Source organism: Providencia burhodogranariea DSM 19968, assembly GCF_000314855.2.
Classification (GTDB): domain Bacteria; phylum Pseudomonadota; class Gammaproteobacteria; order Enterobacterales; family Enterobacteriaceae; genus Providencia; species Providencia burhodogranariea.
This window is the reverse complement of record NZ_KB233222.1, coordinates 981,472-996,056: the sequence shown is the minus strand read 5'-3', so window position 1 is coordinate 996,056 and position 14,585 is coordinate 981,472. Positions and strand designations below refer to the sequence as shown.

The following is a 14,585-nucleotide window of genomic DNA, read 5'->3' as shown; positions in this document are numbered from 1 at the left end:
CATGAATAAAAATACAATATATTTACATATTTATTTACAATGATATAATTTTGAGTAATCTAATTACATTACAACATTATGCCGTAGGGAAACATTATGGATCGTCGTTATTTTCTAAAAACAAGCTCTCTTATCGTGAGCGGATTAGCAGCAAGTTCAATGTTAAATCAAGCGGTTGCTGAGACAAAAGCAAACTTCGTACTTGATGAACAACATCCTTTACTGCTTAATTTTAATGAAAATTCTTTAGGTATGTCACCAAAGGCGCGTGAAGCTGTTATTGAAGCTTTATCAGGCTCATTTCGCTACCCTGACGATGCCCGTGCAGAACTTATCACAAACATTGGAGCTCAATATGATTTGACTGATAAGCATATTTCCCTTGGCAATGGCTCTTCGGAGACTATTCAAGCAGCAGTTGCTATGTTGGCAGCCAAAGCAAGAAAGCAAAATCAAAACATCCAACTTGTCACTCCCGATCCAACCTTTAATTATGCAGAGCTCTATGCCACACCACTTGGCGTAAAAATAAGTAAGGTACCATTAAAAGAAGATCTCTCTTTTGATTTACAAAAAATGGAGCAGATCGCTAACGATTTTGATGGATTATCGATTATCTATATCTGTAACCCTAATAACCCAACGGCAATGATTACGCCTGCCAGTGAATTAACACAATGGATAGATAAAGCTTCTGATAAGCAATTTTTTATCGTCGATGAAGCGTATGCGGAGCTAGTTGAAGATCCTAAATTTACTAGTGCAATAGAATTAGTTAAACAAGGACAAAACAATCTAGTTGTGACTCGTACATTCTCGAAAATTTTCGCTTTAGCGGGATTACGTATTGGTTACGGAATTGCTACACCCGAAATTATCGGATCTATTGATGAATTTCTACCTTTAGATAATACCAACACTGCTGGTGCTGTGGCTGCATTAGCATCATTGAAAGATAAACCATTTATTGCTTATAGCCTTAAATCAAATAATTTATCTAGAAAGATTGTGGAAACAGCATTAGATGAGCTAGGGATCGCTTATGCGCCATCACAAGCTAACTTTATATTCCATAAAGTAAAAGGCGATGTAAAAACCTATCAAAAAAGAATGGCAGAAGCCCATGTGATGGTTGGAAGAGAGTTTCCGCCAGCTGTCGGTTGGAGCCGCTTAACACTGGGGACTCCAGAGGAAATGCAGCAGTTTGTTATTATTTTAAAACAGTTCCGCGAGAAAGGTTGGGTATAGATTCAATACATCTCCCCCTGCTTTCACTTGCAGGGGAGATACTACATTAGTTCATGACTCGAATGTAAACTAGGTAAAAAAGAACAAATTGCTAGTCTATATGCCTGCTTAACCTAAAAATTTATAATGAGTAACATAGGTTTATTTTCGATAAAGTGGGCGATTATTTTTGCTCGCAATATTTTGACCAGACTAACTTAAATTGTTCAGAGGATAAAATATCATCAACATCTTCGATTAAAGGAATTGAGACCATTGTTTTACCTAATTTATTCTTATGATATCTAACGATAAAACGTTTAAAACCATAAGGTAGCTCATTTTTAAATCCAAACACTTCACCACAAAAATAACCCGTTTCTTCACCATTAACATTTTGGTTAATCACATGATAATTAACATTTCTATATTCAGCGGCTGTTGGATAGGCTAGAAAATCCTCCATTGCATTTTCTAACTTTTCCCTTCCATCTATATCTGATACTTGAGTTATATTCGTCATAACGCCAGCGATATAAGCAATACCGATTACAAGAAAAAATACTGCGCCTTTTAATAAAACACTTCGATTTCGATTATTCATTCTAATGTACACTTTTTTTCATTGTTGTATTATAACAAATGATACAAAATAATAGCATGACAACGTTCGATGACTTAATCAATTAGATACTTTAGTCTATAACTAATCATCAATTTGAATAAATTCATTGATATATCTGCCAAAGATAAACTAACAATGCAGCTGCTAACACCCAATTAACTGTCGCTAATCCCAAACACAACCATGTTGATACTTTCGTTGCCAGTAAGTATACCGTAAGTAAATACACTAGATAAGGGATTAATGACCATAATCCAAATAGTGCTGTTTTCCGCAGTGCTAATGCACCTTGCTCTTGAACAATAATCACATGCGCGATTAAAGCAAAAGTAGGAAATAACGGAATCAACCCCGCAATATAGAAAGCTTTACTTTTTGATAATAAAGCAATAATTAAAACTGCCACGGCGCCTAATGCGCACTTTAACAATAATGAAAGCATGATCATCTCAAATTATTCAATAAAATCGCTATCTTCGTCATACATCAAGTTGCATCGTTGTTGACTACATTCAGTTAATTAGGTCATCGAGTATATTATACTCCACATTCACCTTCCCTCGTCGCTGACTAGTAAATCGAATTATTCAGAGTGTACATTGCATTATCGCCAAACAAATCAAACTGAACAGCTAATTTGTGCTATTAGAGCCAGCGGTTTAAACAATTTTATCAAAATAATTAAATGTTAAATAAAAATTATGATTTTTATTCGAAATTAACTATAAGCTCTATTTAGGTTTGCACTTTATTTGAATATAAAGTATACGCCTAATCTGCCGATATCATTTATTAACCCTACATCTGACTTCTGTCTAACTAACATCAAGTATGCTCCAGTCATTACCATTAAAATCCTTTTAAAATATATGGTTATGTAAAAAGTATGTTTTTTCGCATACGTAGCAGACAACGGAAACTTAAAATATGACGGATATAAATAGATTATTTGACATGCTCACTACATGTAACTAACAGTATGAAAGGAAATAATAAATGATGTTTGCTACTACAAAAAAATCTAAATTGGCACTTTTCCAACCCTTCTCTTCAGGCCTTAAAACAACAACACTTGTTTGGCTCCTATCTGGGTTACTGATTGCATTATTGCTCTTTTCATGTTGGCTTTTTTTTAGTTACCTGAAAAACTACCAAGCCACTCTTGATAAGTTAGACTCGTTTTATCAAGAACAATCCATATTAAATGAGACATGGCAATCACTTTTACAAGCTCGTAATAGCTTAAACCGTGCAAGTTCAAGGCAATTATTAACAATTAATAAAATGCAAAATGCAAATACCGACGTTGATAGTCTAGTTATAGAGTTTGATGAAAAAATCAAAAAAGCTGATGAAAAATGGACTATTTTCGCTAAATTCACTCAAAATAAAAATGACCTGGTTTTTAGCGAATTAGCAGAAAGTTATAGCGGATTAAAAATAGCATTAATGGAATTATCAAACTATTTAGTTCAAGGTAAGACCTATGCTTTTTTAAATCAACCAACTCAAGGTTTCCAGAATACTTTCGAACAAAAACTCAATCTCTACCACCAGCAGTTAAATACAAGCTATCATAAAATTACTGTTGCGAGTGAACAACTCTACCGACAAAGTATCATGGGGATTATCATTGTCATTATTATTCTGCTATCAGTCATACTATTTATTCGTTTTGTCCTTCAATATTTATTTGTTCGACCGCTAAACCAAGTTATCGATAGCATAGAAAAAATTAGCCTAGGCATTCTTTATCATAAATTTGATAACAAAGGATTAGCTGAAATTAAATTATTAAAACAGTATGTTTCTAACATGCAAAATAAGCTAATCGATATCGCCAAAAGTATTTATTCAAATACACATGACATAAAGAATGAACTGAATGGCATTACACAAATGAACCAAAATCTATCAATTCGAGCAGATCAACAAGCCGCTGCAATTGTTCAAACAGCAGCAAGTGTAGAAGAATTAGACTCATCCTTTAAAGTGAATAGCGCTCATACCCATGAGTCATGCCAATTAATGGCAATAACTAACGTTACCATTGAGAAAAGTAATGAACTTATTTCAGATGTTGTCGAGAATATGGACGACATTGTCGACTTCTCAAAAGAAATTAGTAAAATCACGGCCACTATCGATAATATTGCATTTCAAACCAATTTATTAGCCTTAAATGCAGCTGTTGAAGCCGCTCGTGTTGGTGAGCATGGTAAGGGATTTGCTGTTGTCGCAAATGAAGTTCGCGAGCTATCAATGAATTGCAACCAAGCTTCAAAAGAAATCAAATCACTTATTGATAACTCCAACAAAAAAGTACATCACTGTTTTCAACTTGCTGCTGATGCCAATGATAATATTGTCGATATTGCGAAAAGAACATCGAATATTAATGAAATGATACACAGCATTTCACTTGCCTCCAATGAACAAACACATGGCGTCGGGCAAATACATCTCGCAATTAATGAGCTAGACAATACAACACAAGCGAATGCAACCATGACGAAAGAGTTACAGAACTCTTTGCAGTCCTTGAAAGCTCAGTCTGATTTATTGGAACAAATCATTGACGTATTTCAATTTGAACCGGTTGAGCCATTCAATTCAAAAAATAATGCTGTTACATAAGCCTATATTTCATACAAAATAGGCAGCTACTGGGTAACTGCCTCAATCAACATTGCCATTAATTACATAATAAATCGTAATATCTCAAGTTGCATACTGTGAATAGGAATTTCATTGAGTATTTATTGCTTTTTATCTGATATAACGTTAAAAATTATTGACTACACACTACTTAAAACATGACTAAAGAATGACGATAAAAATAACAATCCTTGTTGATAACAACACACTTATTGATAGCTACTTATGTGGTGAGCCCGGTGTTTGTTATTATATTGAAGCTGATAACCATAAAATCCTTTTTGATACCGGTTATTCAGATATTTTTATCCATAATGCCCAGATACTTGCCATAAACCTCGCAGAGATTACAGATTTAGTATTATCACATGGGCATAACGACCATACCTGGGGAATGAATCACTTAATACAATATTACGATCGCCGTAATTGTCATTTTGAGCAAAAAATAAGCTTGGTGTGCCATCCCGATGCCCTGCTCCCAAAGCGTTTCAACTCTAAGGTGATTGGCGCAAATATCCCAAAAGAGGTGCTAGCCGCTTATTTCGATAACAATGAAACAAATAAACCTTTTTACCTCTCAGATAATGTTATCTTCTTAGGTCAAATTCCAAGAAATAATACTTTTGAAGGTAAAGAGCCGATTGGTACAACAGTTGATACAAATAATCAGACTATTGATGACTATGTATGGGATGATAGCGCATTAGTTATAAAAACTGCTGAAGGGCTTATTATTGTGACTGGCTGTTCTCATGCAGGTATTTGCAATATTGTCGAATATGCAAAAGAAGTCACACAAATAGATAAAATTGTAACTGTTATTGGTGGTTTTCATTTACAAGAAGCTTCTGAAGAGACGCTAAATCAGACGGGGCACTACTTTAGTCAATTAAATATTAATCAGATACATCCGTGTCATTGTACTGACCTTGCAGCTAAAATTCACCTTTCAAAATTCGCTCCAATCAAAGAAGTTGGGGTTGGGTTAGTTCTAAATTATCCCGCTTAAAAGACGAAAAGTGATGAGGCTATAACCTGCTCATCACTTTTATCAATCAACTTATATTAGACGAAACTAATAGTCTTCATTTTCCGTATGCTAAATAATTCAATATCATCAAACGCTAATCTACAAATAAAATAGATAATAAATCACAGACTAGCTTTCTATAATAAAGGTCTATTTAACTTATTCGGGAAAAACCTGCTTCAAGATCCGCGATTAAATCATCAACATTTTCAAAACCTATATGAACACGGACTAGCGTACCCGTGAAATCTACATTGCTAACTGGACGGATTTCATTGAGTTCCTCCGGTTGATTAGTCAAAATAAGAGACTCAAAGCCACCCCACGAGTAAGCCATATGGAATAACGTAAAATTATCCAAAAAAGCTGACATTTCCTCATCGGATAATCGTTTTTTCAATAAAAAAGAAAATAATCCAGAACTTCCTGAAAAGTCGCGACGGAAAAACTCATGCCCAGGACAACTAGCTAATGCAGGATGGTTGACTCGCTCCACTTCAGGACGATCAGCAAGCCATTTAGCAATGGCAATACTATTCACTTCATGTTGTTTTAATCTGACACCAAGAGTTCGTAATCCACGACTCCCCATATAGGCAGTATCTGCATCAAGTGTTTGCCCCATTAAATAAGAGTTTTCACGCAAACGATCCCAGCAGCGAGTATTAGATACTGCTGTTCCTAACATTGCATCTGAGTGGCCTATTGTATACTTAGTGCCAGCTTGAATAGATATATCAACACCATAATCTAAAGCTTGAAATAATACTCCCGCAGCCCAAGTATTATCTAGCATAATAACAATTTCAGGATTGATAGCCCGAATAGCTTTTACCATTCCAGGAACATCTTGCACTTCCATGGTAATCGAGCTTGGTGATTCCAAAAATACAACTTTAGTATTTGGTTGAATAAGCGAAACTATCGCTGATCCAATCATTGGGTCATAATAGGTTGTTGAAACATTATATTTGCTTAAAATCTTATTACAGAAATCTTGTGTTGGTTCATATGCAGCGCCAGTCATCAAAATATGATCACCGCTAGCAACAAATGCAAGAATGGCATTTGTCACTGCCGCCGCACCACAAGGATAAAGAGAACAACCTGCACCACCTTCCAAATCAGCCATCGCTTTTTGAAAAGAAAAATGAGTTAACGTTCCTCTACGCCCATAAAATAATTCGCCATTGGCTCGATTAGCTGTCGCGAATTTTTTATCTTTAACAGTATCAAATACTAATGATGACGCACGTTGAATAACTGTATTAACAGCACCTTGCGTGTAGCGTTTTTCACGGCCAGCAGTAACTAATTGAGTTTCTATCTTCATGTTATTTTTCATAAAAATCTCCAATTACACTCTTCTTATATTTGATTGATTTAACCCGTCATTTTTTCTGTGATAGGTAAGCTATTGGTCATCGAGGTATTCGGCATTTTGCCAGCAAAGCGTTCAACAATTTGTGTCGCATTTAAATCATGGATAACATTAATCAATGTTGCTGGAGCATCTGTAATCGTTCCCAGCACGACCAATATTGGGATTGCTTCCATTGGCAAACCTAACGTTGTTACGATAAAAATTTCACCGAGGAATGCCCCCCCCGGTACTCCACCGACAATGATGGCGGAAAGTACGGATATCAACATGGTTAAAAAGAATGTTTCGGTAGTAAAAGGCAAACCTAGAACAGAGAAAATGAAGACAATTTTTAACGCAGCAATCATCGCCACCCCGCCTTTATTAAGATTGACTAGCAGAGGAATAGAGACATCAACGATTTCTGGATTAATTCCCATCGACTTGCCAGCACGAATAGTTACGGGTAAGGTTCCTAATGAAGAACATGTTCCAAGTGCTGTTGCTGAAGGCTCAATCGCGTTTCGCCAGAAAGCTTTTATTCCAGGGATTCCACCGCCTATCCAAGAATAAAAGGTAGAGCCAAAAATATAGTAAATTACAGTTGCTATCATGAATAAACCGATAGCGCGAGCAAAGGTCATCAACAATCCTGCATCTTGACTGGCCATCGTTGCAGCGAAGTAACAACCTAATCCGATAGGTGCTACTTTCATAATTATTGATACAATTTTCATAATAACGGTATTAGCATCATCAAGAAATCCTGCAATTCGTTTACCTGCGTCTGCTGATTGTCCAATTGCTATACCTGCAATAATAGAGATTAGGATTAATGCTAGGATATTAGATTTAGAGAATAGCCCTATAAAATCACTGGTTGTAACCATACTGACAAAATCCATATTTCCTGTACCGCTATTCACCGATTTAGGAAGTTCAATAGTGACGCCTTGTGCTGGGTTATACCATAATGCTAATGCGACAATACCCGCTGCTGGAATAAATGCCATTGCAATTGAGACAATAAAAATAATCGCGATGATCCGGCCAAGTCTTTTAAGGTCAGTCATTCCTGCAATAGAGGACATAACACTAATGCCAACTAATGGGACAATAATCATAAATAATAAGTTAAGAAATATCTGCCCCACGGGTTGTAATCGAATTGCAAATGTTGGAGCATAAATACCAAGTAATCCTCCAATAATTAAAGCGAGTAGTAGAATAAGAGACGATTTGTAGGGGTCGAGTCGAGTCCACATATCGGGTTCCTTCTTATTAAAATTATATTAATCAGGATAAAAATTGCATTTTCACTTTCGCAATCTCTATTCCCTGTATTTTGTGATATACATCACTTAAGTTGTATAAAATTCATATTGTTATATCTTTATTTCCAGCAAGGTAATAGTTACACTTTTAAAAACCGATTGTAATGGCATATTGATACTGTTTTCGCAAATCACTTGTGAATAAAAGGAAAAAATGAGCTCACCAATTTCACTCAAAAATTTAGAGTTTTTTGTTAAAATTATTGACTGCGGGGGACTTTCTGAAGCTGCGGCACAACTTAACGTGTCACCTTCCGCAGTGAGTAAAAATTTGGCTGCAATGGAAAATATATTAGGTACAACATTAATTAAACGCACAACTCGAAGCATTACCCTAACTGATGCGGGGCAGTATTTATTTAATCGAGCTAATAAGCTATTGAAAGAATTTGATGATACATTGAATGCAACATCCTGTTATTACGAATATCCTCAAGGGGAATTAAGAATTACCTGCTCAATTGCTTTTGGTTATTCTCGCTTGGTTAATCTAATTGATAAATATCGTGAGCAGTGTCCAGATGTTGATTTATATATCGACCTTAATGATGACTTCGTCAATTTGAATGAAACTGACTTTGATATCGCATTAAGAATTGCATCATCCCCTCCACAAAATTATGCCCTACGCAAACTTGCACCTATTCGCTGGGCATATTGTGCATCTTCAGATTATTTGGCTAAGAAAGGAATACCAATGAAGCGAATTGATTTAGCTGGACATGATTGTCTTATTTATCCTGGGCTTACTCCTACGATTAAAATAACAGATGAGCATAATCGCCAATATCCATTAAAAATCAGAGCACCTATTCAGGCTAATAGTAGTCTGGTATTATTAAAATCTGTTTTAGAAAACCAAGGTATCGCATGGTTACCGACTTATCTTATTGGAGATTATATTCAAAAAGAAGAACTTACTCCCTTATTGCTAGATGGAAATATTACCTATGAAACTCATGCTTTGTACGCACTTTATTTTCCAAGTAAATATAGCAATCCCAAAATAAGATCATTTATTGATTTTTTAGTTTCAGAGCTTCAACCCGTTCCAATATGGGATAATTGGATACCAAAATAAAATCATATCTAACAACATAGATTAATTAAAATACATTTCAATTGGTTTTGCAATAAAACCAAGATTAAAATAACTATTTAAAGTAATTTAAAGATAGATTGTACATTTGATAAATATAAAAAATAATTAACATCTGAGTTTGTTTTATCTTAATTAATCGCATTCATACAATAATTGAGAATATCCATGAAAAATAAAATAACACTGCTAACTTACTATAGTATTCCATCGATTTTTTTGCTAAATCTAATTCATACATTTTAACTCCTTAGGTATTTATTCTTCTAATACCATTTATGGTCAATCACGATATTATTTGGTCCGTCATCGAGGCATCGAACCTCGACTTTTAATTTTGTTAAAATTAAATACTCTTCCAATTGAGTTAATGACGGAATCGAATTATCTAAACCAATGAACCATCGCGAAAGTTGCCAACAATAATAGCGCGATAATAAGCAGATTCTGTGAAAAAACTAAGACTCGATGGTACAGAGCAGATAGGTTCATAGGTGCTTCCTTAGGAAGTAACTTCCCTTGGATACCAAATCTATTTTTTAGATAAAAACTTGCAAAGGCAAGATTTGCCGTTTAAGGCAATGAGGTATGATGAATTGACTACTATAACATACAATTTGTCAGTAAATTAAATTACTGGCCGATGAAGTAAAAAAAAACCGAACATTCGTGACTATCGATATCAAAACAACTTTTAACCATGAGGATTTTTATTTTATTGAAATAAAAAACCAAAAAAATTGCATTTACCAATACATTAGGTCATCAACATAATAATGAACTGATATAAATATTATTGCTTACTAAGATTTTTTGCATCTTACATATATAATATAGAAAAAGCCAACTAGCGTGATACAAATTTTACAATACTAGAGACTACGTGTCTTTGAGAGCCAATTTTATTCGAATTAAAATTCCCCCATATCACCATATAAAGAAAGTAAGCAAAAGAACTCAACAGTTCCTCAAAGGGTTAACTCTAAACATAGCCTGTACACTAAATATTTAATAAAATACTCCAAACAACGTTAGCTAAAATACGCTATGCAAATATAGAGTGGTAAATTATCCTGTTTATCAAACTGCCCCCCTCTCATTTTGACTACTTCCAACTAAGTAAAAGTAGCTAATTCAAACAAAAATCAATGGTAAAAGGTCAACAAGCTTTAAGCGCTAGTCACTATATAGTTAATACTTTCAAATATAACGACTAACGATATTAAAAATTTAATTCTATTATTACGCAGCCAGTTTAATACTTTCACATTACCTCCAAAACAAGTTATTCGATCATTACAAGTTTAATATACCGAATAATATAACAATATTAGCTATTGATCGTTATCTGATAATTTACACATTGATAAAAAAATGATTATATAGCATCAGAACACCAACGAATTGCCATATATATGAAATAACCGAAATTTTTAATGATAAATATTGCAATTTTCCATAATAAAAATCAGGACTTGATAACTTAAAATATATTTACTCTTAGACCTTTACGGATTCTTACTCTACATTCCAGCTTCATTTTATACTTATATCACAATAGTATGCTGCATCTAGTCAATGGATTTAGAGAACTACATTCAGAATCATGGCATCTATTATTGAATATTTATTATTATAATCGCTTCTATCGCTATGCATAAAAACCCCACTATTGTGGGGCATATAATAGTGAACTACACATTTATGTCAAAGCACTATCCATCAGAATAAATCGTGGTTCGGATTTTTGGTATTGATTAATCATTGGAACAAGACGTTGAAAATGCTCACTTGCACAATGTGTATCAAGCGCTGCTTGATCCGGCCATTCCTCAATAAAAATAAAATGCCCGATATCTTTTTGATCTACATAGAGATCATAACTAATGCAAAGAGGCTCTTGCTTTGTTGACTCGACCAACTCACGGTACAGAGGTAGTACAATTTCTAATGCCTCGGCTTTTATAAAATCTTCAGCAATAACTTTTAGCATCTTTCTTCCTATATATAAAATTAAAGCACTGTATAAATCAACACATATATAACCATAAGATAAATGCTGCATCAATGCATTTAGAGTTGTTTATATCTTAGCCAAAATTATATTTACCCTGCTTATATTGCCATGCTTAATGATTCTTATTGGCAGCCTTTGTGTTATGGTGGTTTCTGTTGCCTAAATAAATCAATTTATGCTGTTTAATATGGATTAGGAGACAATATGATTCAATCTTATGAACTACATGATGGATTTCAAATTCCTCAAATTGGATTTGGTACATATTCATTAAAAGGTAACTTAGGAGCTAGGGTAATTGAGAGTGCTTTATCGCATGGATATCGTTTAATCGATACTGCGTTTAATTATGAAAATGAAGGCATTGTTGGGCAAGCGATAAAAAACAGTTCAATCCCTAGAGACCAAATAACGGTTACATCAAAATTACCGGGGAGACATCACCAATACCATGATGCACTACAAACAGTTCAAGAATCTATATCTCGCCTAGGTTTGGACTATATCGATATTTACTTAATTCATTGGCCGAATCCCAAACAAGGAAAGTTTGTTGAAGCATGGCAGGCTTTAATTGATTCACAGCAATCCGGATTAATTAGAAGTATTGGAGTGTGTAATTTTCTTCCTGAGCATATTGATATACTAGAAAAAGAAACGGGGATCTTGCCTGTTATTAATCAGGTCGAATTACATCCAAATTTTAATCAACTAGAACAACGAAATTATGATAAATCGAAAGGAATCATCACTCAATCATGGAGCCCATTAGGCCGTGCTGGCGATTTGCTAACTAATGATGTTTTAATTACTCTTGCTAATAAATATAACAAATCCGTTTCACAGGTCATAATTCGTTGGCATTTGCAGCTAGGTGCATTGCCTATACCAAAATCTTCCAAATCATCAAGACAAATTGAAAATATTGATGTCTATGATTTTTCATTATCTATTGAAGAGATGCAAGCAATAAACAATATTTCGTCTCCGAGTGGCCGTTTGAAAAATCAAGACCCTTCTTTTTATGAGGAGTTTTGATTGATTTAAGTTAGATTTAGATTGGTTACATAAACTTTAAATCACTTCTTGTCTTCATTTCAAATTATCAAACCTCTTTATTTGGCTCGCCTCTATGTGAGCCTTTTATTTTGTACTTTCAGCGATAAAAATCACTAAGCTTACAAATCTAGACCCGTTTTTAATTTCGTTTTCGAAAAATGACTTATTCTTCTGTATAACTATTTGTAGAAGTTACCCTCAGTTAATTCATTTTATGCCCCAATGCCAGGGGCTTTTTTTTGGATTTCACAACTCCAGTTACTCTCGTTATCTCAGTTACATATTCACTTCATCAGCTGTTAATTAAATTTTGGGGAGGATTTGTGTGACCATTTTAATAATTGGCATGACGGAAATTTTTTTTCAATCAGTTAATACAATGAAAACACACTGAAAAACTCAACAAGTCTGGTCTTTTAGCTGTGAAAAAACTGAATATCTAGGGCGAAATTTATACGGACTCATGACTCGTTGTAGGCCGTCTACCGAATTTATAAAAAAAACCAGCTGGTAATGTAATGATTATTAAGCATAATATAATTAAGCCAATCCCCACCCATCCCATAACAAGTAACTGTTCTCCAATCAGTGTTACTGCTAATAATGCAGCAATAACAGGTTCTATCAATGTTATCGTTATAGCTGTACTTGCTTTGATTCTCGCTAGCCCTATTCCATAGCAAACATATCCAATAAACATTGGTACAAGAGCCATGTATATACCAACTCCGGCATTCGTCCATGAATCCAGTAATGGTGCCCCCGTCATAATTAATACTGGTATCAATAACGCACCACCTACACCAAATGTGACTCCCATTGCTGCCTTAGAATTCACACCTTGTTGCATCAATTTACGTGCTGACCATGAATATAAAGCATAAGTTATCCCTGCGAGTATCCCTAAAATAATGCCAATAAGTGCATATTCTCCACCGGATTGATGATTTGAGGTACTTTCAGCAATGCTAAGCAAAACCATGCCTATAATGCCAGCTAACGCGCCAATCCCCCATTGTCGACTCAGTGGTTGTTTATCCAATTTCAATTCAATAATCGCCGAAAATAATGGTGCCGAACCTATTGATATAACAGTACCAACTGCCACACCAGCGAGATGCATCGAAGCATAAAAAGCGAGAGGATAAATGACCACCGCTAGTGCCCCTATGACCAAATAATTCCAATTAGCACTAATAATTTTCCAATCATTTTTAATTTTTTTAATTGCAATTAATGCCTGAAGTAATCCTCCTATCCCCATAGCTACAGCTCCTATCGCTAGAGGCCCCAGCTCAGGAGCAAATGTTGCTGCCGTCCCCGTTGTTCCCCATAGTACGGCGGCAACAAAAACACCCGCCATTCCGATTAAATATTGTGAATTAGAGTGCATTACAATGTTTCCATTATTTGTTTTGCTATATTGCAAGCTTGATCGATGCAATCACTTTTACCTTCAAGACCCGCTCGGCTGATGCTACCTTCAAGTAAAAAAGAGAAATGTCTTGCGATTAAATTGGCTTTATCAGCATCACTTATGAGTGCAAATATATGATTTCGTAATATAGCTTCAACTTCTTCTTTATGGTTTTTTACCGCTTCACGCCCCGAAGTTCCGGCATGGAGTTCAGCTGCTGCGTTTAATAAACCACATCCTCTGAATCCATTTTCATATGCAAATTCAGCATGGTCTTTATAAGCCTCAAAAACTGCAACAATCCCATCTTGAGGATTACTAATATGGCTCGCTCTTAAGTTATATAAATCTAACCACTCTTGGTGGCGCTCACTAAGGTAAACAGCGACTAGCTCATCTTTTGAAGCAAAATTATTATATAAACTTTTTTTAGCGACATTTGCACGCTTCACAATCGCATCGATCCCTGTGCTATTAATGCCATAGTTATAAAATAGTTCATGTGCTGCACTGAGTAATTTAGCTCGAGCAGAGTTGGGTATTGATGGGGTTTTAGACATATGATACCTTTCAATCAACGGAGTAGGTAGACCAGTATACCTACAAATTTAAATGTGACAATAACAATGGCACTTTAATTTTATTCAGACACAAACAAGAGGTCTAATTTGTAATAATAAGTACATACCTAGTAATTTCATCAGTATAATTATCACGTTGAATTTATTACCTATCTTTTTTATTATTAAATAC

The 14,585-nt window shown here is 34.8% G+C and carries 12 protein-coding genes; 5 read left to right on the top strand and 7 right to left on the bottom strand.

Annotated features, from left to right (window positions below; all coding sequences use genetic code 11):
• The first annotated feature begins 96 nt into the window (after positions 1 to 96).
• A complete protein-coding gene (locus tag OOA_RS04170) occupies positions 97 to 1,248 on the top strand; it encodes a pyridoxal phosphate-dependent aminotransferase (protein ID WP_008910875.1) in 1,152 nt (383 codons plus the stop codon).
• A gap of 163 nt (positions 1,249 to 1,411) precedes the next feature.
• Here OOA_RS04170 and OOA_RS04165 read toward each other — a convergent pair whose 3' ends face one another.
• The gene (locus OOA_RS04165) at positions 1,412 to 1,831 is read right to left on the bottom strand and encodes a hypothetical protein (protein WP_008910874.1); all 420 of its coding nucleotides are present in this window, start codon (positions 1,829 to 1,831) and stop codon (positions 1,412 to 1,414) included.
• Positions 1,832 to 1,955: 124 nt separating this feature from the next.
• Entirely contained in the window at positions 1,956 to 2,294 is a 339-nt protein-coding gene (locus OOA_RS04160; RefSeq protein ID WP_008910873.1) for a GlpM family protein, read from the bottom strand.
• Between the two features lie 554 nt (positions 2,295 to 2,848).
• Between OOA_RS04160 and OOA_RS04155 the strand changes: the two genes are divergently transcribed.
• Positions 2,849 to 4,489, top strand: coding sequence for a methyl-accepting chemotaxis protein (locus OOA_RS04155; protein WP_008910872.1), 1,641 nt, complete (start codon positions 2,849 to 2,851; stop codon positions 4,487 to 4,489).
• A 190-nt stretch (positions 4,490 to 4,679) separates the two neighbouring features.
• Entirely contained in the window at positions 4,680 to 5,522 is an 843-nt protein-coding gene (locus OOA_RS04150) for an MBL fold metallo-hydrolase (protein WP_008910871.1), read from the top strand.
• Positions 5,523 to 5,697: 175 nt separating this feature from the next.
• Here OOA_RS04150 and metC read toward each other — a convergent pair whose 3' ends face one another.
• Positions 5,698 to 6,888, bottom strand: coding sequence for a cystathionine beta-lyase (gene metC, locus OOA_RS04145; RefSeq protein ID WP_008910870.1), 1,191 nt, complete (start codon positions 6,886 to 6,888; stop codon positions 5,698 to 5,700).
• Positions 6,889 to 6,926: 38 nt separating this feature from the next.
• On the bottom strand, positions 6,927 to 8,171 hold the full coding sequence (locus OOA_RS04140) for a dicarboxylate/amino acid:cation symporter (protein WP_008910869.1): 1,245 nt from the start codon (positions 8,169 to 8,171) through the stop codon (positions 6,927 to 6,929).
• Positions 8,172 to 8,394: 223 nt separating this feature from the next.
• On the opposite strand from OOA_RS04140, the gene OOA_RS04135 reads away from it, so the two are divergent.
• Complete coding sequence (locus OOA_RS04135; RefSeq protein WP_008910868.1) at positions 8,395 to 9,321, top strand: LysR family transcriptional regulator; 927 nt, start codon at positions 8,395 to 8,397, stop codon at positions 9,319 to 9,321.
• 1,720 nt (positions 9,322 to 11,041) lie between these two features.
• Here the strand turns inward: OOA_RS04135 and OOA_RS04125 are convergent.
• Positions 11,042 to 11,332 carry a putative quinol monooxygenase gene (locus OOA_RS04125; protein WP_008910867.1) on the bottom strand — a complete coding sequence of 97 codons (291 nt, stop codon included), beginning with the start codon at positions 11,330 to 11,332 and terminating at the stop codon, positions 11,042 to 11,044.
• 228 nt (positions 11,333 to 11,560) lie between these two features.
• Here OOA_RS04125 and OOA_RS04120 point away from each other — a divergent pair, with 228 nt between their 5' ends.
• Positions 11,561 to 12,394: an aldo/keto reductase gene (locus OOA_RS04120; protein WP_008910866.1), complete on the top strand. Its 834-nt coding sequence runs from the start codon at positions 11,561 to 11,563 to the stop codon at positions 12,392 to 12,394.
• A gap of 472 nt (positions 12,395 to 12,866) precedes the next feature.
• On the opposite strand, the gene OOA_RS04115 is transcribed toward OOA_RS04120, so the two are convergent.
• Both OOA_RS04115 and OOA_RS04110 read right to left on the bottom strand, forming a co-directional pair.
• A complete protein-coding gene (locus OOA_RS04115) occupies positions 12,867 to 13,808 on the bottom strand; it encodes a DMT family transporter (protein WP_008910865.1) in 942 nt (313 codons plus the stop codon).
• The gene (locus tag OOA_RS04110) at positions 13,808 to 14,392 is read right to left on the bottom strand and encodes a TetR/AcrR family transcriptional regulator (protein ID WP_008910864.1); all 585 of its coding nucleotides are present in this window, start codon (positions 14,390 to 14,392) and stop codon (positions 13,808 to 13,810) included. The genes OOA_RS04115 and OOA_RS04110 overlap by 1 nt, the downstream gene beginning before the upstream one ends.
• Between the last annotated feature and the right edge of the window lie 193 nt (positions 14,393 to 14,585).